Genomic DNA, 20,614 nt, shown 5'->3' on the forward strand with positions numbered 1-20,614 from the left:
GGTGGAGGAAGACATCATGCACAACGAATCCACCGGCGCCGCCACGACGGCGCCCCCGAAGCCGCTGCCCTGGTACCGCAAGCTCGGCATGCAGGTGCTGCTGGCGCTGATACTCGGCATCGCGGTCGGCTTTGCCTTTCCGAAGCTCGCGCCGCAGCTCAAGCTGCTGGGCGACATGTTCCTGTCGCTGATCAAGGCCGGCGTGGCGCCGCTGGTGTTCCTCACCATCGTGCACGGCATCGCCTCGGCCGGCGACGTGCGCAGCGCCGGGCGCGTGGGCTGGCGCTCGATCGTCTATTTCGAGGTGATCTCCACCATCGCGCTCATCTTCGGCCTATTCGCCGGCAACCTGCTGCAGACCGGCAAGGGCATGACCGCCGCCGCCGGCGCGGCGCCGGTGGCCGTGGCCAAGGCGGCCGCGCCGCAGGGCTTGCTGGAGTTCCTGCTCCACATCGTGCCGGACAACTTCGTCGGCGCCTTCGCCAAGGGCGAGCTGCTGCAGGTGGTGGTGCTCGCGGTGATGGTCGGCATCGGCATCCTGGCGATCCCGGAGTCGCGCCGCGCCAAGGTCAACGACGGCCTCGAGACCATCTCCGAGGTGCTGTTCTCCTTCATCAACCTGGTGATGAAGCTCGCGCCGATCGGCACGTTCGGCGCGGTGGCCTACTCGGTGGGCAGCAACGGCGCCGCCGTGCTGGTCGCGCTGGCGCAGCTGGTGCTGAGCTTCTACGCGGTGGTGGTGCTGTTCATCGCCGTGGTGATGGGGCTGGCGGCCCGGCTGGCGGGCTTCAGCCTGTGGCGCTTCCTGCGCTACATCAAGGACGAGATCCTGATCGTGCTCGGCACGGCGTCGTCCGAGAGCGCGCTGCCGCGCCTGCTGATCAAGCTGCAGCGCCTGGGCTGCGCCAAGCAGACGGTCGGGCTGGTGCTGCCCACGGGCTATGCGTTCAACCTCGACGGCACCTCCATCTTCATGGCGATGGGCGTGATGTTCATCTCGCATGCCTACGGCGTGCCGCTCACGCTGGACCACCAGATCGGCATCCTGCTGCTGATGCTGCTGACCTCGAAGGGCGCGGCGACGGTGTCGGGCGGCTCGTTCGTGGTGTTCGCCGCGACCGTGACCTCCACCGGGCTGCTGCCGGTGGAAGGGCTGGCCGTGATCTTCGGCGTCTACCGCTTCCTGTCGATGGCCATCTCCACCTGCAACACCATCGGCAACGGCGTGGCGACGGTGGTGGTGGCGAAGTGGTCGGGCACGTTCGACGCCAAGGTGGCCGAGCCGTACTTCTATCCCGAGCGCTATCCCGGCTTCGCCGCCGACGCCGCGGCGGTCGAGGTCGATCCGCATGGCGCGCTGCCCAAGGCGCCCACGCTCTGACCTGCGCGCAGGTCCACCACGCGGCCCGGCGGTGTCCGCCGTCTTCCCGAGCGGGGAGCGGCCGGCGCCGCCGGGCCGCTTCCACCGGATTGAAACCAAGTGAACACCATGACGGCTACCCGCGTCGAGCATGACGCCTTCGGCCCGGTCGAGATTCCCGCCGACCGCTACTGGGGCGCGCAGACGCAGCGCGCGCTCGGCGTCTTCGAGGTCGGCGACGAGCGCTTCCCGGCCTGCCTGGTCCGCACCTTCGGCCTGCACAAGATGGCGGCGGCGCGCGCCAACGTGCGCTGCGCCGCGCTCGATCCCGCGCTGGCGCAAAGCATCGAGGCCGCCGCGGCGGAACTGCGCGCCGGCCGCTTCGACGCGCATTTCCCGCTGACCATCTGGCAGACCGGCTCGGGCACCCAGACCAACATGAACGCCAACGAGGTCATCGCCAACCGCGCCAACGAGCTGCTCGGCCAGCCGCTCGGCACCAAGTCGCCGGTGCATCCGAACGACCACGTGAACGCCTCGCAGTCCTCCAACGACAGCTTCCCGACCGTGATGCAGATGGCCGCGGCGCTGGAAGTGCGCGAGCGCCTGCAGCCGGCGCTGGCGCTGCTGCGCGATACGCTGCAGGAGCGCGCGCGCGCCTTCGCGGGCGTGCTCAAGGTGGCGCGCACGCACCTGATGGACGCCGTGCCGATGACGATGGCGCAGGCCTTCGAGAGCTTCGCCACGCAGGCCGCCGGCGGCCTCGCGCGGATCGACAGCGTGTTCCCGCGCCTGCTGGTGCTGCCGCAGGGCGGCACCGCGGCCGGCACCGGCCTCAACGCGCCGCGCGGCTTCGACCAGGCCTTCTGCGAAGAAGCCGGCCAGCTCGCGGGCCTGGCGTTCAGCCCCAGCCCCTGCAAGGTCGAGGGCATGGCCGCGCACGACACGCTGGTCGAGCTCTCGGGCGTGCTCAACGTCATCGCCACCTCGCTGGCCAAGATCGCCAACGACCTGCGCTGGCTGGGGTCGGGGCCGCGCTGCGGCCTGGGCGAGCTGGTCATTCCGGACGACGGCCTGACCTCGTCGATCATGCCCGGCAAGCGCAACCCGACCATCGCGGAAGTGGCGGTCCAGGCCGCCATGCAGGTCATGGGCAACCACGTCACCGTCACCCTGGCGGGCGCATCCGGCAACTTCGAGCTCAACGTCGCCAAGCCGGTGCTGATCCACAACGTGCTGCAGTCGATCCGCGTGCTGTCCGACAGCATGCAGGTGCTGGCGCGCAAGCTGGTGGCGGGGCTGGACGTGAACCGCGAGCGGCTGGCGGCGAACGTGGACGGCGCGCTGCTCGCCGTGACCGCGCTCAACCCGGTGATCGGCTACGACCGCGCCGCGCGCATCACGCGCACCGCGCTCGAGCGCGGTATCACGCCGCGCGCGGCGGCGCTCGAGCTGGGGCTGCTGAGCGGGGAGGAGTACGACCGCCTGGTCGATCCCGCCAGGATGGCGCGCGGACTGGCCTAGCGCGCGCAGGCCCGGGCCGGCGCGGTTCAGGTCGCCGCGGCGGCGGCCGGCGGCATGCGCCGCTGCAGCACCGTGGTGTAGCTGAAGCGGTCCGCCGGCTGGATGCTGATGGAGACTTCCATCAGCGTGTGCGACTGGTCGTAGTACTGGCGCACGAACTCCAGCGCATGGGCGCCGGGCTCCGTGCCGAGCTTGGCCGCCAGCGCCTCCGGCACGCCCACGGCCCTGGCCGTCTGCCGGATCTCCATCACCACGCTGCCGGTCACGTCGCTGATGAGGTCGCAGATCAGCTCCTGCGTATGGCGCAGCTGGCGGCGGATCTTGCCGCCGTCGGCCGCGCGCACGTACACGTGGAACCATGCCACCGGACAGGCGTGCGTGAGCGGGTCGACGCGCGCCGCCTGCACCTCCATCCAGTGCGTGCCGGGCGCGCAGCCCAGGCGCGCGGCCATTTCCACGTCCACCACGATGTTCTTGATGCTGTGGATCACGCGCTGGGTGTTGGCGCTGTACTGCAGTAGCTCGTCGACGGTGGAGATGGTCGGCGCGTAGCCGGTGGCCGGCGGCGCCGAGGCCTCGACGCGCGTGCCGGCGCGCTTGCGGCGCGAGATGAGCCCGAGCGCCTGGACCTGGTCGAGCGCCGCGCGCACCGTGCCCCGGCCGACGCCGTACTTCTGCGCGAGCTCGAGCTCGCCGGGCAGACAGCTTCCCACGGGATAGGCGCCTGAGGCGATGTCGTTCAACAACATCTCCGTCAGCTCGACGTAACGCGGCTTCGTAACGCTCACGGCTTGGTCCGGACCAGGTAAATGACGAGCGGATTATATCGCCGCACCCGGCGCCCGCCGCGAAGCCGCCCGGCGCGATGCCGCCGTTCACCTGTTCCGGGCTCCGCCCCCGCATCCGCCACTCCATGCCATGTCCTCACTCGAGCTTGATGTTGGCGTCCTTGACCACCTTGGACCAGCGCGCCATTTCCTGCTTGATGTAGTCCATGAACGCCGGCGGCGTGGACGGCGCGGGGATGTAGCCGAGGTCGCCCACGGTCTTGCGGAACTGCGCGTCGGCCAGCGTGTCGGCCACCGCCTTGTTCAGCACCGCCACCACGCTGTCGGGCGTGCCGGCCGGCGCGAGCAGGCCATACCATCCCTGCACCTCGTAGCCCTTGAGGCCGCCTTCCTGCACGGTCGGCGTGCCGGGCGTCAGTGGCAGGCGCGTGGCGCTGGTGACGGCCAGCGCGCGCAGCCTGCCGGCCTGCGCCTGGTTCAGGCTGTCAGGGCCGGCGAACACGGCGTTGACCTCGCCGCCCATCGCCGCGGCGATGGAGGGGCCGCCGCCCTTGTACGGCACGTGCAGCAGCTTCACGCCGGCCATGTTCGAGAACAGCTCCAGCGCCAGGTGGCTGGTGTTGCCGTTGCCCGCCGACCCGACCGAGACCGCGCCCGGATGCTCCTTGGCGTATTGGATGAACTCGGGGATGGTCTTGGGCCCGAACTTCGGGTTGGTGTAGAGCACCAGCGGCAGCTTGGCCACCATCGACACCGGCTTGAAGTCCTTCACCGAGTCGTATGGCAGGTTGGGATAGAGGCTCGGGTTGATCGCGTGCGCGGCCAGCACCATCACCAGCGTGTAGCCGTCCGGCGTGGCGCGCGCCACGTACTGCGTGGCGATCGCGCCGCTGGCGCCGGCCTTGTACTGCACCACCACCGGCACGCCCAGGTATTTCTGCAGGCCGGCCGACAGCGGCCGCGCCACCACGTCGGCGGTGCCGCCGGGCGGGTAGGGAATGATCAGCTCGACGGGGCGGTCGGGAAAGGCCGCCGCGCCGGCGGCGGTGGCGGCGAACAGCAGTGCGGCGCCGAGCAGGCGGGTGATCTTGGTATGCATTTGTCTCTCTCCGTAGGTATCGGTGTTCAGATCAGGGTCAGGTCGTCCGGGAATGTGAGCGGCGCTTCGGTGGCGGCCTGGAGCTCGTCCCTGGACACGCCCGCGGCCAGGGCCCGCACCACGAAGCCGCGCCGCGGGTCGACGTCGATGATCGCCATGTCGGTGTACACGGTGTCGACAGCGCCCTTGCCGGTGAGCGGGAAGGTGCAGTGGCGCAGCAGGCGGGGCTTGCCGTCGCGCGTGGTGTGCTCCATCACCACGATGACCTTGCGCGCGCCGGCCACCAGGTCCATCGCGCCGCCGATGCCGGGCACCGCGTCCGTGTCGTCGGTGGCCCAGCTGGCGATGTCGCCCTCGCTCGACACCTGGAAGGCGCCGAGGATGGTGGCGTCGAGGTGCCCGCCGCGCATCATGGAAAACGACAGCGACTGGTCGCAGATGGACGCGCCCGGAATCAGCTGCACGTGCGCCTTGCTGGCATTGATGAGGTCTTCGTCGCCGGGGTCGCCGGGGGTGACGTCCTCGATGCCGAGGATGCCGTTCTCGCTGTGGAGCACGATTTCCTTCTTGGGGTCGAGGTGGCGCGCCACCAGCGTGGGCATGCCCAGGCCGATGTTGACGTAGCTGCCGGGCCGGATGTCGGCGGCGACCAGTTGCGCGACGCGGTCGCGGCTGAGTTTCTTGCTGTCGCTCATGGTGTCGCTCATTGCTTGCCGTCCTTGCGCACGACCTTGCTGACGAAGATGCCCGGCGTGACCACCGTCTCGGGCGGCATGAAGCCGAGCGGGAGGATGTCGTCGACCTGGGCGATGGCGGTCCTGGCGGCGGTGCACATCACCGGGCCGAAGCCGCGCGCGGCCAGGCGGTAGGTGAGGTTGCCCCAGCGGTCGCCGTGATACGCCTTGACCAGCGCGAAGTCGGCATGCAGCGGTTCCTCGAGCACGTAGCCGCGCCCGTTGTAGACGCATTGCGGCTTGCCCTCGGCCAGCGGCGTGCCGTAGCCGGTCGGCGTGTAGAACGGGCCGAGCCCGGCGCCGGCCGCGCGCATGCGCTCGATCAGCGTGCCCTGCGGCACCAGCTCGAGCGCGATCTTCTTGTTCTTGTACAGGTCCCGGAAGATGTCGGCGCCCGACGACTTGGGATAGGTGCAGATCATCTTGCGCACGCGCCCGGCGGCCAGCAGCGCGGCCAGGCCAGTGGTGCCGGTGCCGGCGTTGTTGCTGATGATGGTCAGGTCGGTGGCGCCGTGCTCGATCAGCGCGTGCAGCAGCTCGCGCGGCAGGCCCGAATCGCCGAACCCGGTCACCATCACCGAGGCGCCGTCGCCGATGCCCGACACGGCGTCGAGCAGGCTGGGCGAAATCTTGTTGATCATGGATGTCTCTTCCTTGGCGACGGGCGCCGGCGCCCGTCGGTTCTTGCGTCGATGTTTTCCCTGGGCCGCCTCACAGCGCGGCCGCGGTGCCGAGGATCGCGGTCGACTGGCTCGACAGCGTGGCGCCGTTGCCGTGCACCAGCGCGATCTCGGCCTTCTGCTGCCGCTCGCCGGCCTCGCCGCGCAGCTGGCGCACGGCCTCGATGACGAGGAACACGCCGTACATGCCCGGATGCCCGAACGACAGGCCGCCGCCGTTGGTGTTGACCGGCAGCGTTCCGCCCGGCGCGATCGCGCCGCCGCTGACGAAATTCCCGCCTTCGCCCTTGGGGCAGAAGCCGAGGTCCTCGAGGAACAGGATGGTGTTGATGGTGAAGGCGTCGTACAGGCACAGCAGGTCGACGTCGTCCTTGGTCACGCCCGCCATGCGGTAGGCGCGCCGGCCCGATTCGGTCGCGGCCGTCACGGTCAGGTCGTGCATCGAGGAGATCTGGCGGTGCCACAGCGCCGAGGCATTGCCGAGCACGTAGGCCGGCGGCTTCGGCGTGTCGCGGGCGCGGTCGCCGCGCACCAGCACGAAGGCGCCGGCGCCGTCGGTCAGCAGGCAGCAGTCGCGCACGGTCAGCGGGTCGCAGATCATGCGCGAGGCCAGCACGTCCTCGACCGAGAGCGGGTCGCGCGAATAGGCCTCGGGATTCAGCCGCGCCCATGCGCGCGCGGCGACCGCCACTTCCGCCAGTTGTTCGCGCGTGGTGCCGAACTCGGCCATGTGGCGCGCCGCGGCCAGCGCGTAGGCGCTGATCGGCTGCATCGGCTGGTACGGCGTTTCATAAGGCTGCGGGTCCAGTACCTGCCGCATCTTGCCGACCGCCGCGCGGTCCACCGCGCCGCTGCGCTGCGTGCTGCCGTAGCAGACCAGCACGGCGTTGCATTCGCCGGCGGCCAGCGCGTGCATGGCCGGCAGCAGGTGGGCGACGAAGCTCGAGCCGCCGAGCATGGTGCTGTCGACGAAGGCCGGGCGGATGCCGAGGTATTCGGCCACCGGCATGGCCCACATGGTGGCCGACGCGCTGCACGTGCACAGGCCGTCGATGTCCGCCATCGTCATCCCGGCATCGGCCACCGCGCGCGCGGCGGCCTGCGCCAGGATCTCCATTTCCGTATAGCCGCGGGCGCTGCCCAGGCCCGCCTGTCCGACGCCGACGATGGCCGTGGCGCCGCGCAATGCCGACGCGCTCATGCCGTGCCCTCCGCCAGCGTGAAGACCACGAGATGCGTCTCGCCCTCGGGGCGCACGCGCGCGCGCACGCGGTCGCCGATCCGGGCGGCGGCCGGGTCCGGCGATTCGATCTGGCTCATCATGCGGAATCCTTCGTCGAGATCGACCAGGCACAGGTTGCGGTCGCCGCCGGCTTCGGCCGGGCGGCGCATGACGGTGGTCGAATGGACCGTGCCGCCGCCGGACGGCGCGATCCATTCGAATTCGCCGGCGCCGCAGTTCAGGCAGTGCATGCGCGGGTAGAACACCACGGCGCCGCAGCCGCGGCATTTCGGCACGCGCCACTCGCCGCCGTCGAGGTAGCGGAAATAGGTCTGCTCGGGTCCGGCCGCGGGCGGCGCGCCGTCCTTCGTCACTGGTTTTGACATGATCGTCCTGTGTGCGAAGCGGGAATTCAGATGGGGTCCCAGCACACGACGTCGGGCGAGCGCTCGAGGTCGTAGAAGCTGGTGCGCATGGCGGGGATGGCGACCTCGGCGATGGTCTGCGGCGTCCAGCCGTCGCTGCGGTGCACCGAGCGGATCGGGCGCGGCTGGCTGAACAGCAGGATCTCGTTGGCGCGCACGCCGAAGATCTGCCCGGTCACGGCGCTGGCCGCGTCGCTGGCGAGGTACACGGCCATCGGCGCGATCTTGCCGGCTTCCATGCGCTTGAGCTTGGCGACGCGCGCGGCTTCTTCCGGCGTGTTGGCCGGGATGGAATCCGTCATGCGGCTCCAGGCGAACGGCGCGATGCAGTTCGAGCGCACGCCGTACTTCTGCATGTCCAGTGCGATCGACTTCGACAGCGCCACGATGCCCAGCTTGGCGGCGGCATAGTTGGCCTGGCCGAAGTTGCCGATCAGCCCCGAGGTCGACGTCATGTGGACGTAGGCGCCGCCGTTCTGCGCCCTGAAGTGTGGCGCCGCGGCGCGGCTGACGAAGAAGCTGCCATGCAGGTGCACGTCGATCACGGCACGCCATTCTTCCTCGCTCATGTTGTGGAAGAAGCGGTCGCGCAGATTGCCCGCGTTGTTGATGACGGCATCGATGCGGCCATAGGTGTCGAGCGCGCACGCGATCACGTTGGCCGCGCCTTGCCAGGTCGTCACGCTGTCGGCGTTGGGCGTGGCCGTGCCGCCGGCCTGCGCGATCTCCTCGGCCAGGCGCCCGGCCGCGCTGCTGTCGCCGCCCTGTCCGGACAGGGACACGCCGACATCGTTCACGACCACCTTCGCGCCGGCCTGCGCCAGCGCCAGCGCGATGCCGCGGCCAATGCCGCCGCTCGCGCCCGTCAATACGACAACCTTGTCTTCCATTCTCAGCCTCGGTGTGCGGCGGCGTTCTGCGCGCCGGCTTGTTTATGTTCGAACATATTGTGTATGCTGAACATATTGATGTCAAGCCTGCGCCGCCGCCGGCGGAGATGGCGGGCGTGGCGCCGGGCTGGCGCGCAGGAAGCGAGGAAAGCTGGATGCGCGAACGCGCAGGGTGACGGCGGGAGAGGGGAGGTGTGAGTCGACGAACAGGCTGGCAGGCGTGCCGGCAAGAGATGGCGTCCGCGCAAGGGAACGCGGCAGGCAGGAGGTAACGCGGGGGAGGGGTGGCACGCGCGATGGCACGCGGGGCGGCGGTGCTTGCTGTCCGCCATGCGCCAGGGCGAACCCAAAAGCAAAAAAGCCCGCAATTGCTTGCGGGCTTTTCTACGATACTTTTGGCTCCCCGAGCTGGGCTCGAACCAGCGACCTGCGGATTAACAGTCCGTCGCTCTACCAACTGAGCTATCAGGGAACAGCAGAGAAAAGGATTATAACCAGTTTCTCGTTTATTCGTCAACACCTGCGCGGTAGTTCTTACCGCCGGTGCCGCGAAACTTCTGGTTCCGCCTGAACGATCCCGATGCGCCGGCCGGTGCTGCTGGCCGCGTGCCGTCGGTGTTCGATGGCGAGGGCCACATTATAGGCAATGTTTTTGATTTCTGCCATAAAAAACCGCCCGGAAGGGCGGTTTTCTTTGTTCCCATCCGCTTCACCGGACGGTGGCCATCGCCGTTCAGTCGAACACGGGCGAATCGACGCCCAGGATCTTGTGCAGCTTCGGCGAGGTGGTGGTGTACTGCATGTGGATTTTCTTCTCGGGGAAGATGTAGGGCGCGGCGCCGAAGGCGGCCAGCGCGGCTTCGTGGAAGCCCGAGAGGATCAGCTTCTTCTTGCCGGGGTAGGTGTTGATGTCGCCCACCGCGAAGATGCCCGGGATGTTGGTCTCGAACTTCTCGGTGTCCACCTTGATCTGCTTGCGCTCGAGCGCCAGGCCCCACTCGGCGATCGGGCCGAGCTTGGGCGACAGGCCGAAGAACACCAGCAGGTCGTCCAGCGGCAGGCGGCGCGTCACGCCGTCGGCGCCGGTCACCTTGATCTCGGTGAGCAGGCCGTCCTTTTCCTCGTAGCCGCCGATCTGGCCGACCACGAACTGCATTTCCAGCTGCTCGCACAGTTCCTTCATCTTGGCCACCGAGGCGGGCGCCGCGCGGAAGCCGTCGCGGCGGTGGATCATCACCACCGACTCGGCCTTGCCGACCAGGTCCAGCGTCCAGTCGAGCGCGGAGTCGCCGCCGCCGACGATGACCAGGTTGCGGCCGTGGAAGCGGCTCGGATCCTTGACGCGGTAGAACAGCTGCTTGCCCTCGAACCTGTCGATGCCCTCGACCTTGACCGTGCGCGGCTGGAACGAGCCCACGCCGGCGGCGATGAAGATGGTCTTGGTGATGAAGCGCGTGCCGAGCGAGGTCTCGACGAAGAAGCGGCCGTCGTCGCGGCGCTCCACCACCGAGACTTCCTGGCCCAGGTGGAAGGTCGGCTCGAACGGCTCGATCTGCTTGAGCAGGTTGTCGGTGAGCTCCTGGCCGGTGCAGATGGGCACCGCCGGGATGTCGTAGATCGGCTTGTCCGGATACAGCTCCACGCACTGGCCGCCCACCACCTTCAGCGAGTCGATCACGTGCGCCTTGATTTCGAGCAGGCCCAGTTCGAAGACCTGGAAGAGTCCGACCGGTCCGGCGCCGACGATCAGCGCGTCGATTTCCAGCGGCTGGCCGCCGGCGTTGCCGGTGGCCACGCTGAGGCTGGCGTCGGCGACGGGGTTAGGAATGCTCAAGTCCATATTCGTCCTGATACGTTGTGGGCACCGATGTGCCCGGCATGACGGGAAAACGCGTATGTGGGGACGGCTTCCTGGCCTGTTCTGCTCTCTTGTTCCGGCGGATCCAGGCGTTCAGCGCTCGAGGTACTGCAGCTTGTCGCCGACGTCCTTCCACTGGTCGGCGTCGGGCAGCGGCGACTTGGTCTTGGTGATGGACGGCCAGTTGCGCGCGAGCTCGGCGTTGAGGTCGATGTACTGCTGCTGGTCGCCGGGCACGTCTTCTTCCGCGTAGATCGCGTTCACCGGGCATTCCGCCACGCACACCGCGCAATCGATACACTCGTCCGGGTCGATGGTGAGAAAGTTCGGACCTTCGCGGAAGCAATCGACCGGACACACGTCGACGCAGTCGGTGTATTTGCAGCGGATGCAGGATTCGGTGACAACGTGAGTCATTTCGGTTCCAGAAAAACGGGGTCGGCTTCGATGGGGGGATCAGGCTTGCTGTGCACTGCGAATCACGCCGCCGGGCGGGGCCGGATGGGATGCCCCGCGGGTTCACCATCCGTCCACCATGAGTTCACCGTGCGCGGCGCGAGCGCAGGCCGTGGCCTTTCAAAGACCGATATTGTAGCCGAGGCGCAAACCTAGGGTAATCCTCCTATATAGCCGGATCAGATAGTTTTCTTATTTCTTTATGTAGGTTTGATCCAGCGCAGTACCGGCGCGCCCGCGCCGGCGCGCTTTGCTGGCTCCCGGCCCGGCGCCGTTGTATGCTCCCCAGGGCCTGCCCGCGCCGCCGGCGCGACAAAACGAGGAGAACGCCATGCCAGTTCCCGTCCGCCAGCAGCCCGCCGGCAGCGCCCGGCGCACGCGCGCGGCGGCGCGGCTCGCCGGGCTGGCGCTGCTGCCGGCCCTGGCCGCGCCGGTGGCGCACGCGCAGACGCTGGCGCAGGCCGGCGGCCCGTCCGAGAGCGTGGTGGCGCGGCTGATGGCGTGGCGCATGGAGACCGACCGGCCGGTGTCGCTGGCCGCGCTGACCCGCTTCGAATGGGACGACTTCGGCGTGGTGGTCGAGCCCGCCGGCGAGGCCGTGGCCAATTGCGGCCAGGCCGGCTTCATGCCGTGCGATGCGGGCCTGCAGCCGGCGCGCGGCGCGCCGGTCCAGGTGCTGGTGTTCCGCCGCGCGGCCACGCCGGTCTACCACGAGCGCATCACGGTGCGCTCGGCCGTGTTCGCCGAACCGCTGCCGAGCGCCGTGCCGCGCGCGCAGGCCACGCTGATCGGATGCCCCGGCTACAACGGCGAGACGCTGTGGTGCCTGCGCGGCAGCGCGCGCGGCCGCCAGCCGGACCGCTTCCTCGATGGCGGGTGAGCGCGCCCGCCGCCAGCCCTGCGTGCGCGCTTTCGGTTAGCATGTCGCACTGACTTGGCTTTGCCGTCCGGCCTGACATGATCATCTCATCCCTGCTCGACACCGACCTGTACAAATTCACCATGATGCAGGTGGTGCTGCACCATTTCCCGGCGGCGCAGGTCGAGTACCGCTTCAAGTGCCGCAACGCGGGCATGGACCTGACGCCATACGTGGACGAGATCCGCGACGAGATCGCCCAGTTGTGCCAGGTGCGTTTCACCGAGGACGAGCTCGACTACCTGCGCGGCCTGCGCTTCATCAAGAGCGATTTCGTCGATTTCCTCGGACTGTTCCACCTCAACCAGAAATACGTCACGGTGGCGCCCGCCGCATCGGGCGCGGGCGAGATCGAGATCACCATCCGCGGCCCGTGGCTGCACACCATCCTGTTCGAGGTGCCGCTGCTGGCCATCGTCAACGAGGTGTACTTCCGCAACACGCAGCCGCAGCCGGACTGGCGCGAAGGCCGCCGCCGGCTCGAAGAGAAGCTGGCCCTGCTGAAGATGCCCGGCCACGCCGACTGCGTGATCGCCGACTACGGCTCGCGGCGCCGCTTCTCGCGCGACTGGCAGGAAGAGGTGCTGCAGACCATGCGCCGCGTGCTCGGGCCCCAGCTGGCCGGCACCAGCAACGTGCATTTCGCGCGCATGCACAACCTGATTCCGCTGGGCACGATGGCGCATGAATACCTGCAGGCCTGCCAGGCGCTCGGCCCGCGGCTGCGCGACTCGCAGGTGTTCGCGCTCGAGGTGTGGGCCAAGGAGTACCGCGGCGACCTCGGCATCGCCTTGTCCGATACCTACGGCTTCGACGCCTTCCTGCGCGACTTCGACCTCTATTTCTGCAAGCTGTTCGACGGCGTGCGCCACGATTCCGGCGACCCCTTCGCGTGGGGCGAGCGCATGCTGGCCCACTACGCCGCGGGCCGCGTCGACCCGCTGGGCAAGACGCTGATCTTCAGCGACAGCCTCGACATCCCGCGCGTGATCGAGCTGTACGAGCGCTTCGGCGGGCGCTGCCGGCTGGCCTTCGGCGTGGGCACCAACCTCACCAACGACCTCGGCTACACGCCGCTGCAGATCGTCATCAAGATGACCCGCTGCAACGGGCAGCCGGTGGCCAAGCTGTCGGACACGCCCGAGAAGACCATGTGCGACGATCCCGCCTACCTGACCTACCTGCGGCAGGTATTCGGCATCAAGGCGCCGGCCTGAACCCGGGAACCCCGGCCTCCAGACATTCCGCATCCACCACCGGACAGCAACGCATGGACACCTCTTCCGCACGCGACCGCATCTTCGCCCGCATCCGCGCCGCCCAGGGCCGCGCCGCCGGAGTCAGCAACGGCGAGCGCGCGGCGGTGGCCGACTATCTCGCGCGCCATCCGGCCGGCCCGCGCCCGCCGGCGCCGGCGGACCGCATCGCCGCGTTCGAGGCGCAGGCGCTCAAGCTGGCCTCCACGGTGGCGCGCGTGGCGACGCTGGCCGACGTGCCGGCCGAGGCCGCGCGCTACCTCGACAGCCTGGGCCTGGCGCGCCGCGCCATCGCCTGGGACAGCTTCGGCGCGCTCGACTGGCAGGCGCACGGCCTGGCGGTGGAGTGCCGCCTGCCCGAGCGCGACGCGCAGGCCGACCACGACCACGGCGACCTGGTCGGCATCACCGGCTGCTTCTGCGCCATCGCCGAGACCGGCTCGCTGATGCTGCTGTCCGGGCCGCGGACCTTTGCCTCGGCCGCGCTGCTGCCGGAGACGCATATCGCGGTGGTGCCGGTCTCGCGCATCGTCGACGGCCTCGAGGACGCCTTCGCGCTGGTGCGCGGCGAGCGCGGCGAATTGCCGCGCGCCACCAACGTCATCAGCGGCCCGTCGCGCACCGGCGACATCGAGCAGACCATCGTGCTCGGCGCGCACGGGCCCTACCGCGTGCACGTGATCCTGGTCGAGCAGGACTGAGCGCCGCGCGCCCGGCGCCCGCGCGGGAAAGCCGCAGGAAAGTTCGGCGGAAAGCCGGCGGAAAGCCACGGCGATTGCTTTACACTTGAGGCCTTCGCCGCGCGCCGGCGGCCCGCCGTGCCGGCGCCTTGCCAGCCGGCGCGCTGTCTCCGCCCGCCGCCTTCGCCCGGCGCGGGTGCCGCAATCCAGAACCAGGAGATCCCGCCCGATGCGCCGTGCCCCCGCCTTGCTTTCACCACTGCTCGCGCTGACGCCCGGCCTGGCCGGCGCGGCGGAGCTCGACGGTGCGGCGCTGTCGCCGGCATGGGCCCTGCCGTTCGCCGGCACGCTGCTGTCGATCGCGCTGTTGCCGCTGCTCGCGCCGCGCTTCTGGCATCACCACTACGGCAAGGTCGTGGCGGCCTGGGCGCTGCTGTTCCTGGTGCCGTTCGCGCTGGCCTTCGGCGCGCATGCGGCGGCCGCCAGCGCCGTGCATGCGCTGCTTTCCGAATACGTGCCGTTCATCGCGCTGATCGCCTCGCTGTACATCGTGGCCGGCGGCATCTGCGTGCGCGGCAACCTGCACGGCACGCCGCGCCTGAACACCGGCCTGCTCGCGCTCGGCACGGCGCTGGCCAGCCTGATGGGCACCACCGGCGCGGCCATGCTGCTGATCCGCCCGCTGCTGCGCGCCAACGACAACCGGCGCCACGTCGCGCACGTGGTGGTGTTCTTCATCTTCCTGGTGGCCAACGCGGGCGGCGCGCTCACGCCGCTCGGCGACCCGCCGCTGTTCCTGGGTTTCCTCAAGGGCGTGGATTTCTTCTGGACGCTGCGCAACATCCTGCCCGAGACCCTGTTCATCTGCGGCGCGCTGCTGGCGATCTTCTACTTCGTCGACCGGCACTACTACCTCAACAGGGAAGAAGAATTGCCGGCCGCGGCCGATCCCACGCCGGACTCGGCGGGCATCCGCATCGAGGGCAAGCGCAATTTCGTGCTGCTGCTGGCGGTGGTCGGGCTGGTGCTGATGAGCGGGCTGTGGCAGCCCGGCATCGCGTTCGACGTGATGGGCGCGCCGGTCGGCCTGCAGATGGCCGTGCGCGACGTGCTGCTGGTGGCGGTGGCGCTGCTGTCGCTGTGGATCACGCCGGCCGCGGCGCGCGCCGGCAACGAGTTCACCTGGGAGCCGATCCTCGAGGTGGGCAAGCTGTTCGCCGGCATCTTCCTGACCATCATCCCGGTGATCGCCATGCTCAAGGCCGGCGCGGACGGCGCGTTCGCCGGCGTGATCGGCCTGGTCAGCGACGCCGGCGGCCAGCCCGTCGACGGCATGTATTTCTGGGCTACCGGCATCCTGTCGTCGTTCCTCGACAACGCGCCGACCTACCTGGTGTTCTTCAATACCGCCGGCGGCGATGCCGCCACGCTGATGACGCGGAACGCCTCCACGCTGGCGGCGATCTCGGCGGGCGCCGTGTTCATGGGCGCCAATACCTACATCGGCAACGCGCCCAACCTGATGGTCAAGGCCATCGCGGAAAGCCGCGGCGTGCGCATGCCCAGCTTCTTCGGCTACATGCTGTGGTCGGGGTGCGTGCTGGTGCCGTTGTTCCTGATGATGACCTTTATCTTTTTCCACGTCCAAGCATGAGCAAGCCATCCATTCTCGTGACCCGCGCCGTCTTTCCCGAAGTGATCGACCGGCTCGCGCAGTATTTCGACGTCGACAGCAACCAGCAGGACGAGGCGCTCGACGCCGCCGCGCTGAAGGCGCGCCTGGCCGGCAAGGCCGGCGTGCTGGCCAATGCCGCGGACCGCATCGACGGCGCGCTGGTGGCGGCGCTGCCGGCGCTGCGCGCGGTCTGCAACATGGCCGTGGGCTACAACAACCTCGACGTGGCGGCGCTGACCGCCGCCGGCATCGTGGCGACCAACACGCCCGACGTGCTGACGGAAACCACCGCCGATTTCGGCTGGGCCCTGCTGATGGCCACCGCGCGCCGCGTGACCGAGTCCGAGCACTGGCTGCGCGCCGGCAAGTGGGAGCGCTGGAGCTTCGACATGTTCCTCGGCATGGACCTGCATGGCAGCACGCTCGGCATCCTCGGCATGGGCCGCATCGGCCAGGCGCTGGCGCGGCGCGCGGCGGGCTTCGGCATGCCGGTGATCTACCACAACCGCAGCCGCCTGCCCGAGGACACCGAGCGCGCGCTCAACGCGCGCTACGTCAGCAAGGCCGGGCTGCTGGCGCAGTCCGACCACCTGATCCTGGTGCTGCCGTACAGCGCGCAGAGCCACCACAGCATCGGCGCGGCCGAGCTGGCGCAGATGAAGCCGTCGGCCACGCTGGTCAATCTCGCGCGCGGCGGCATCGTCGACGATGCCGCGCTGGCCGAGGCGCTGCGCGAGCGCCGCCTGTTCGCCGCCGGGCTCGACGTGTTCGAGGGCGAGCCGCAGGTGCATCCCGGCCTGCTGGCGGTGCCCAACGTGGTGCTGACCCCGCATATCGCCAGCGCCTCGGAGAAGACCCGCCGCGCGATGGCCGACCTTGCCGCCGACAACCTGATCGCCGCGCTCGACGCCGGGCCGCAGGCGGGGCACCCGTCCTCGGTGATCAATCCCGACGTGATGGCGCGCCGCCGCTGAAGCCTGTGCGCCGCCGTGGCGCGCCATGCCGCCACGGCGTTCCCGATCCTTCCCGACCCACATGAACCTGATTTCCCTCCTGACGCTGGCGCTCGCGGCGGCCGCGGTATTGCTGCTGCTGGTATTGGTGCTGCGCGGGCGCGGCGACGGCGCCAGCCCGGAACTGGTGCGGCTGCTCGCCGAGCTGCGCGCCGAAGGCGCGCGCGGCACCGAGCGGCTCGACCGGCTCGAGCGCGAGCTGCGCACCGAGATCGCCGAGAGCGCCCGCACCGGCCGCGGCGAGGCCGGCCAGCAGATGATGCGCTTCCAGCAGGCGCTGTCGTCGCAGCTCACCAGCATCGCCACGCTGCAGAACAACCAGATCGACATGTTCGCGCAGCAGCTCGCCAAGCTGACCGAATCCAACGCCGCGCAGCTCGACCAGGTCCGGCAGAACCTGCTGGCGCAGGGCCAGCAGGCGCGCGAGGAGCAGGGCGCGGCGCTGCGCCGCTTCGGCGACGTGCTGCAGCAGCAGCTGGGGCAGATGTCCGAGGGCAACGAGCGGCGCCTGGGCGAGGTGCGCGCCACGCTCGAGCAGAAGCTCAAGGAGATCGAGGCCAACAACGCCGGCAAGCTCGAGGAGATGCGCCGCACCGTGGACGAGAAGCTGCACGCCACGCTCGAGCAGCGCCTGGGCGAGTCGTTCAAGCTGGTGTCCGAGCGGCTCGAGCAGGTGCATCGCGGGCTGGGCGAGATGCAGGCGCTGGCGCAGGGCGTGGGCGACCTCAAGCGCGTGCTGACCAACGTGAAGTCGCGCGGCACCTGGGGCGAGGTGCAGCTGGAGATGCTGCTCGAGCAGGTGCTGACCAGCGAGCAGTACGCCAAGAACGTGGAGACCGTGCGCAATACCGGCGCGCGCGTGGAGTTCGCCATCCGCCTGCCGGGCAAGGACCCCGACGGCGGCGTGGTCTGGCTGCCGATCGACGCCAAGTTTCCCAAGGAGCAGTACGAGCGCCTGCTCGACGCGCAGGAGCGCGGCGACGCGGACGGCGTGGCCGCGGCCGGGCGCGAGCTGGAAGTGGCGATCCGGCGCGAGGCGCAGACCATCTCGGAGAAATACGTCTCGCCGCCGGCCACCACCGACTTCGCCATCCTGTTCCTGCCGACCGAGGGGCTGTACGCCGAAGTGCTGCGCCGCCCCGGCCTGGTCGACCTGCTGCAGCGCGACCACCGCATCACGGTGGCCGGGCCGACCACGCTGATGGCCCTGCTCAACAGCCTGCAGATGGGATTCCGCACGCTGGCGCTGGAGCGGCGCTCGAGCGAGGTGTGGAGCGTGCTCGGCGCGGTCAAGACCGAGTTCGGCAAGTTCGGCGTGGTGCTATCCCGGACGCGCGACACGCTCGAGCGGGCCGCGCGCAACATCGAGCAGGCCGAAGTGCGCACGCGCCAGATGGAGCGCAAGCTGCGCACGGTGGAGGCGCTGCCCGGCGAGGCCGCGCAGGAACTGCTGGGCCTGGAAGCGGCGCCGGAGCCGGACGGCGAGGAAGGGGAGGCCGGCTGAGTGCCGGCGCCCGCGTGACGCCCGCGACAGCGGCAGGCAGCAAAAAGCGCATCGGAACGATGCGCTTTTTTCAGGCTTGCGGCCGGGCGGAGCGGGTGGACCGGATCAAGGCAGGTCGCGGACCGTGACCTCGATGCCGCCGAAGCGCGCCGCGACCCAGTTGTAGGCCTTGCAGGCCAGCCACAGCAGGCCGAAGCCGACCAGCGCGTTGAGGATCAGCGCCGTGAACACCGTGATGCCCGGCAGGTCGCCGTAGCGGATGAAGGCCACGAACAGGCCCAGCAAGACGATAGGTACCGAGAAGCACAGGTACACCAGCACCAGCGCGCGGGCGGTTTTGACCGGGTGGAGGTACGCGATCTCCTGATTCATGACAGCTTGGGGCATAAGCAGAGTAATGTTGCGCAAGTGTATCGAATGGGTGCTGCGGCGCATAGTCCGCCACCCGCGGGGTGCGGAAATCCCCCGGTCTGATGGCTAAACAATCGTAAAACTGCGGCACAAAAACGACACCGGGCCAGCCTACATCAGCCCGTCGAACAGCATCACCTCGACTTCGTCGCCCGCGCCCACCATGCCCTGGTCGTGGCCGAGCACGATGAAGCAGTTGGCCTCGCTCATCGAGCGCAGCACGCCGGAGCCCTGCTGGCCGGTGATGCCCACCTGCCAGCCGCCGTCCGCGGCCTGCGTCAGGATGCCGCGCTGGTACTCGGTGCGCCCGGGTTTCTTGCGGATGGGCTGCGTGCTGCGCACGCGCATCAGCGGCAGCGGCGGCACCTGGGCGCCCATCTGCCGGTGCAGCGCCGCGCGCACGAAATGATAGAACGTCACCATCACCGCCACCGGGTTGCCGGGCAGCCCGAACAGCAGCGCCTCGCGACCGTGGGAGGCGATGCGGCCGAACGCCATCGGCCGCCCCGGGCGCATGGCGATCTTCCAGAACGTGACGTCGCCCAGCCGCGCCATGATCTGCTTCGTATAGTCGGCGTCGCCCACCGACACGCCGCCCGAGGTGATGACGGCGTCGGCATTCTCGCAGGCGCTGCGCAGCGCGGCTTCGAGCGCGTCGGGGTCGTCGCGCACCACGCCCATGTCGAGCAGGTCCACGTCCAGGCGCCGCAGCATGCCGTGCAGGGTGTAGCGGTTGGAGTCGTAGACGCAGCCCGGCCCGAGCGGCTCGCCGATCGAGCGCAGCTCGTCGCCGGTGGAGAAGAAGGCCACGCGCAGGCGCCGGCGCACCTTGACCTCGGCCACGCCGAGCGAGGCCAGCAGGCCCAGGTCGGCCGGGCGCAGGATGCGTCCGGCGGCCAGCGCGGGCTGGCCCACGGCGAGATCCTCGCCGCGCAGGCGGCGGTTGTCGCCGGCGCCCACTGCGGCCGCGTCGAAGCGGATCAGGCCGTCCCGCGCCTGCACGAATTCCTGCGGGATCACGGTGTCGCAGCCGGGCGGCATGATGGCGCCGGTCATGATGCGCGCCGCCTTGCCCGGCGCGACCGGCGGGCAGCCCGCGCCGCCCGCGAAGGCGCTGCCGGCGACCGCCAGGGCGACCTCGCCGCCGGCCGCCAGCGCGCTGCCGGCGAAGGCGTAGCCGTCCATCGCCGCGTTGTCGTGGGCGGGCACGTCCAGCGTGGAGACCACGTCCGCGGCCAGCACGCGGCCGAGCGCCGCGCGCAGGGCGACCTGCTCGGTGCCGCGCACGGGCTCGATCACCTCGCCGATGATGCGGCTGGCCTGCGCCACCGGCAGGGCGTCGGGATCGTAGTCGGACAGGCAGGAAATGACGGTTTGCAGAGATGGCATGGCTCGGTCCCGGAGAGGCAGCAACCCGGATCGTCAGCGCGCTTCCAGCGCGCGCAGCTCGTCCAGGGTATTGATATTGGCGAAAGCGCCGGCGTCTTCGAACAGCACTTCGGCAAGGCGGTGCGAGGCGGCCCAGGTCTCGATCCTGCGGCCGCCCCCGGCGAGGTATGCCGCCAGGCTGTCGCGCGCCGTCGCCGGCATCAGGCAGAACACCTGCTGGGTTTGCCGGCGGCCCGCCGCGTCGACGGTGACGGGAATGGCCATGTCGGCGCCCTGCGTTTCGATCGCCGCGGCCAGGCGCGCGGCCAGGTCGGCCGGCAGGCACGGCGAATCGCAGGGCGAGGTCAGCAGCCAGCCCGTGCGGCATTGTCGCAGGCCGGCGAGCATTCCGGCTAGCGGTCCGGCGAATTCCGGTGCCGAATCCGGTGCGGCGTCCGTCACCACCGGCACTCCGAAGGACGCATAGGCCGCCAGGTTGCGGTTGGCGCTGATCAGCACGCCGCCGACCTGGGGCGCCAGGCGCGCCAGCGTATGCGCGGTCATGGGCGTGCCGCGGAACGGCTGCAGGCCCTTGTCGGTCCCGCCCATGCGGCTGCCCCTGCCGCCGGCGAGGATCAGGCCGGTGATGTCGTCGCGTGGAATCATTGAATGGAAGCCGGTTGGTGGCGTGCGGCGCGGTCGCATCCCGCGGTTGCGTCCCGCGTTGCGCCTCGCAGTTGCGTCCTTATCCG

At 69.8% G+C, this 20,614-nt stretch carries 21 protein-coding genes and 1 tRNA gene; 9 read left to right on the top strand and 13 right to left on the bottom strand.

The features are described 5' to 3' along the window. Positions 1-16: 16 nt before the first annotated feature. Together KF708C_RS07690 and KF708C_RS07695 are read left to right on the top strand one after the other, a co-directional pair. Entirely contained in the window at positions 17-1,381 is a 1,365-nt protein-coding gene (locus KF708C_RS07690) for a cation:dicarboxylate symporter family transporter (RefSeq protein ID WP_155888335.1), read from the top strand. 108 nt (positions 1,382-1,489) lie between these two features. Beyond that, positions 1,490-2,884, top strand: coding sequence for a class II fumarate hydratase (locus tag KF708C_RS07695; protein ID WP_059411391.1), 1,395 nt, complete (start codon positions 1,490-1,492; stop codon positions 2,882-2,884). A 26-nt stretch (positions 2,885-2,910) separates the two neighbouring features. Here KF708C_RS07695 and KF708C_RS07700 read toward each other — a convergent pair whose 3' ends face one another. From KF708C_RS07700 to KF708C_RS07730, 7 genes are all read right to left on the bottom strand, one after another. Beyond that, positions 2,911-3,672: a GntR family transcriptional regulator gene (locus tag KF708C_RS07700; protein ID WP_231401709.1), complete on the bottom strand. Its 762-nt coding sequence runs from the start codon at positions 3,670-3,672 to the stop codon at positions 2,911-2,913. Positions 3,673-3,808: 136 nt separating this feature from the next. After that, on the bottom strand, positions 3,809-4,771 hold the full coding sequence (locus tag KF708C_RS07705) for a Bug family tripartite tricarboxylate transporter substrate binding protein (RefSeq protein ID WP_059411360.1): 963 nt from the start codon (positions 4,769-4,771) through the stop codon (positions 3,809-3,811). Between the two features lie 26 nt (positions 4,772-4,797). Beyond that, positions 4,798-5,478 (bottom strand): 3-oxoacid CoA-transferase subunit B, encoded by a 681-nt coding sequence (locus KF708C_RS07710; RefSeq protein WP_231586395.1) that lies wholly within the window; start codon positions 5,476-5,478, stop codon positions 4,798-4,800. Continuing rightward, the gene (locus KF708C_RS07715) at positions 5,475-6,146 is read right to left on the bottom strand and encodes a 3-oxoacid CoA-transferase subunit A (protein ID WP_059411361.1); all 672 of its coding nucleotides are present in this window, start codon (positions 6,144-6,146) and stop codon (positions 5,475-5,477) included. The genes KF708C_RS07710 and KF708C_RS07715 overlap by 4 nt, the downstream gene beginning before the upstream one ends. 70 nt (positions 6,147-6,216) lie before the next feature. Beyond that, positions 6,217-7,386, bottom strand: coding sequence for an acetyl-CoA acetyltransferase (locus KF708C_RS07720; protein WP_059411362.1), 1,170 nt, complete (start codon positions 7,384-7,386; stop codon positions 6,217-6,219). Continuing rightward, the gene (locus tag KF708C_RS07725) at positions 7,383-7,793 is read right to left on the bottom strand and encodes a Zn-ribbon domain-containing OB-fold protein (protein ID WP_059411363.1); all 411 of its coding nucleotides are present in this window, start codon (positions 7,791-7,793) and stop codon (positions 7,383-7,385) included. The genes KF708C_RS07720 and KF708C_RS07725 overlap by 4 nt, the downstream gene beginning before the upstream one ends. 26 nt (positions 7,794-7,819) lie before the next feature. Then, positions 7,820-8,722: an SDR family oxidoreductase gene (locus KF708C_RS07730; protein ID WP_059411364.1), complete on the bottom strand. Its 903-nt coding sequence runs from the start codon at positions 8,720-8,722 to the stop codon at positions 7,820-7,822. Positions 8,723-8,766: 44 nt separating this feature from the next. Between KF708C_RS07730 and KF708C_RS36880 the strand changes: the two genes are divergently transcribed. Continuing rightward, on the top strand, positions 8,767-8,898 hold the full coding sequence (locus KF708C_RS36880) for a hypothetical protein (RefSeq protein WP_269432141.1): 132 nt from the start codon (positions 8,767-8,769) through the stop codon (positions 8,896-8,898). Positions 8,899-9,118: 220 nt separating this feature from the next. Here the strand turns inward: KF708C_RS36880 and KF708C_RS07735 are convergent. The 3 genes from KF708C_RS07735 to fdxA all read right to left on the bottom strand — a co-directional run bounded on the left by KF708C_RS07735 (position 9,119) and on the right by fdxA (position 10,997). Then, positions 9,119-9,194, bottom strand: a tRNA-Asn gene (locus tag KF708C_RS07735). Between the two features lie 261 nt (positions 9,195-9,455). Beyond that, positions 9,456-10,562: an NAD(P)/FAD-dependent oxidoreductase gene (locus KF708C_RS07740; protein ID WP_059411365.1), complete on the bottom strand. Its 1,107-nt coding sequence runs from the start codon at positions 10,560-10,562 to the stop codon at positions 9,456-9,458. A 111-nt stretch (positions 10,563-10,673) separates the two neighbouring features. Continuing rightward, the gene (fdxA, locus tag KF708C_RS07745) at positions 10,674-10,997 is read right to left on the bottom strand and encodes a ferredoxin FdxA (protein WP_020206055.1); all 324 of its coding nucleotides are present in this window, start codon (positions 10,995-10,997) and stop codon (positions 10,674-10,676) included. Positions 10,998-11,367: 370 nt separating this feature from the next. Here fdxA and KF708C_RS07750 point away from each other — a divergent pair, with 370 nt between their 5' ends. The 6 genes from KF708C_RS07750 to rmuC all read left to right on the top strand — a co-directional run bounded on the left by KF708C_RS07750 (position 11,368) and on the right by rmuC (position 18,083). Beyond that, entirely contained in the window at positions 11,368-11,916 is a 549-nt protein-coding gene (locus tag KF708C_RS07750) for a hypothetical protein (protein WP_020423969.1), read from the top strand. A gap of 77 nt (positions 11,917-11,993) precedes the next feature. Then, the gene (gene pncB, locus KF708C_RS07755) at positions 11,994-13,172 is read left to right on the top strand and encodes a nicotinate phosphoribosyltransferase (RefSeq protein ID WP_020206057.1); all 1,179 of its coding nucleotides are present in this window, start codon (positions 11,994-11,996) and stop codon (positions 13,170-13,172) included. Between the two features lie 53 nt (positions 13,173-13,225). Beyond that, the gene (locus KF708C_RS07760; RefSeq protein WP_059411366.1) at positions 13,226-13,912 is read left to right on the top strand and encodes a LutC/YkgG family protein; all 687 of its coding nucleotides are present in this window, start codon (positions 13,226-13,228) and stop codon (positions 13,910-13,912) included. Positions 13,913-14,120: 208 nt separating this feature from the next. Beyond that, positions 14,121-15,545, top strand: a complete 1,425-nt coding sequence (locus KF708C_RS07765) for a sodium:proton antiporter (protein ID WP_059411367.1) — start codon at positions 14,121-14,123, stop codon at positions 15,543-15,545. Then, complete coding sequence (locus KF708C_RS07770) at positions 15,542-16,540, top strand: 2-hydroxyacid dehydrogenase (protein WP_020206060.1); 999 nt, start codon at positions 15,542-15,544, stop codon at positions 16,538-16,540. The genes KF708C_RS07765 and KF708C_RS07770 overlap by 4 nt, the downstream gene beginning before the upstream one ends. Before the next feature lie 61 nt (positions 16,541-16,601). Beyond that, complete coding sequence (gene rmuC / locus KF708C_RS07775; RefSeq protein WP_059411368.1) at positions 16,602-18,083, top strand: DNA recombination protein RmuC; 1,482 nt, start codon at positions 16,602-16,604, stop codon at positions 18,081-18,083. 105 nt (positions 18,084-18,188) lie between these two features. Here rmuC and KF708C_RS07780 read toward each other — a convergent pair whose 3' ends face one another. The 3 genes from KF708C_RS07780 to mobA form a co-directional block, all read right to left on the bottom strand. Beyond that, a complete protein-coding gene (locus KF708C_RS07780) occupies positions 18,189-18,455 on the bottom strand; it encodes a hypothetical protein (protein WP_020206062.1) in 267 nt (88 codons plus the stop codon). Positions 18,456-18,605: 150 nt separating this feature from the next. Continuing rightward, positions 18,606-19,883, bottom strand: coding sequence for a molybdopterin molybdotransferase MoeA (gene moeA / locus KF708C_RS07785; RefSeq protein ID WP_059411369.1), 1,278 nt, complete (start codon positions 19,881-19,883; stop codon positions 18,606-18,608). Positions 19,884-19,916: 33 nt separating this feature from the next. Next, positions 19,917-20,528, bottom strand: coding sequence for a molybdenum cofactor guanylyltransferase MobA (gene mobA, locus KF708C_RS07790; RefSeq protein WP_059411370.1), 612 nt, complete (start codon positions 20,526-20,528; stop codon positions 19,917-19,919). Between the last annotated feature and the right edge of the window lie 86 nt (positions 20,529-20,614).

Source organism: Cupriavidus basilensis, from assembly GCF_000876015.1.
Taxonomy (GTDB): domain Bacteria; phylum Pseudomonadota; class Gammaproteobacteria; order Burkholderiales; family Burkholderiaceae; genus Cupriavidus; species Cupriavidus basilensis_B.

What these genes read in the sequence shown, in the direction of transcription:
- KF708C_RS07690 (WP_155888335.1), top strand. Translation starts at nt 17, where the DNA reads ATGCACAACGAATCCACCGGCGCCGCCACGACGGCGCCCCCGAAGCCG.
- KF708C_RS07695 (WP_059411391.1), top strand. Translation starts at nt 1,490, where the DNA reads ATGACGGCTACCCGCGTCGAGCATGACGCCTTCGGCCCGGTCGAGATT.
- KF708C_RS07705 (WP_059411360.1), bottom strand. Translation starts at nt 4,771, where the DNA reads ATGCATACCAAGATCACCCGCCTGCTCGGCGCCGCACTGCTGTTCGCC.
- KF708C_RS07710 (WP_231586395.1), bottom strand. Translation starts at nt 5,478, where the DNA reads ATGAGCGACACCATGAGCGACAGCAAGAAACTCAGCCGCGACCGCGTC.
- KF708C_RS07715 (WP_059411361.1), bottom strand. Translation starts at nt 6,146, where the DNA reads ATGATCAACAAGATTTCGCCCAGCCTGCTCGACGCCGTGTCGGGCATC.
- KF708C_RS07720 (WP_059411362.1), bottom strand. Translation starts at nt 7,386, where the DNA reads ATGAGCGCGTCGGCATTGCGCGGCGCCACGGCCATCGTCGGCGTCGGA.
- KF708C_RS07725 (WP_059411363.1), bottom strand. Translation starts at nt 7,793, where the DNA reads ATGTCAAAACCAGTGACGAAGGACGGCGCGCCGCCCGCGGCCGGACCC.
- KF708C_RS07730 (WP_059411364.1), bottom strand. Translation starts at nt 8,722, where the DNA reads ATGGAAGACAAGGTTGTCGTATTGACGGGCGCGAGCGGCGGCATTGGC.
- KF708C_RS36880 (WP_269432141.1), top strand. Translation starts at nt 8,767, where the DNA reads ATGTTCGAACATATTGTGTATGCTGAACATATTGATGTCAAGCCTGCG.
- KF708C_RS07740 (WP_059411365.1), bottom strand. Translation starts at nt 10,562, where the DNA reads ATGGACTTGAGCATTCCTAACCCCGTCGCCGACGCCAGCCTCAGCGTG.
- fdxA (WP_020206055.1), bottom strand. Translation starts at nt 10,997, where the DNA reads ATGACTCACGTTGTCACCGAATCCTGCATCCGCTGCAAATACACCGAC.
- KF708C_RS07750 (WP_020423969.1), top strand. Translation starts at nt 11,368, where the DNA reads ATGCCAGTTCCCGTCCGCCAGCAGCCCGCCGGCAGCGCCCGGCGCACG.
- pncB (WP_020206057.1), top strand. Translation starts at nt 11,994, where the DNA reads ATGATCATCTCATCCCTGCTCGACACCGACCTGTACAAATTCACCATG.
- KF708C_RS07760 (WP_059411366.1), top strand. Translation starts at nt 13,226, where the DNA reads ATGGACACCTCTTCCGCACGCGACCGCATCTTCGCCCGCATCCGCGCC.
- KF708C_RS07765 (WP_059411367.1), top strand. Translation starts at nt 14,121, where the DNA reads ATGCGCCGTGCCCCCGCCTTGCTTTCACCACTGCTCGCGCTGACGCCC.
- KF708C_RS07770 (WP_020206060.1), top strand. Translation starts at nt 15,542, where the DNA reads ATGAGCAAGCCATCCATTCTCGTGACCCGCGCCGTCTTTCCCGAAGTG.
- rmuC (WP_059411368.1), top strand. Translation starts at nt 16,602, where the DNA reads ATGAACCTGATTTCCCTCCTGACGCTGGCGCTCGCGGCGGCCGCGGTA.
- KF708C_RS07780 (WP_020206062.1), bottom strand. Translation starts at nt 18,455, where the DNA reads ATGAATCAGGAGATCGCGTACCTCCACCCGGTCAAAACCGCCCGCGCG.
- moeA (WP_059411369.1), bottom strand. Translation starts at nt 19,883, where the DNA reads ATGCCATCTCTGCAAACCGTCATTTCCTGCCTGTCCGACTACGATCCC.
- mobA (WP_059411370.1), bottom strand. Translation starts at nt 20,528, where the DNA reads ATGATTCCACGCGACGACATCACCGGCCTGATCCTCGCCGGCGGCAGG.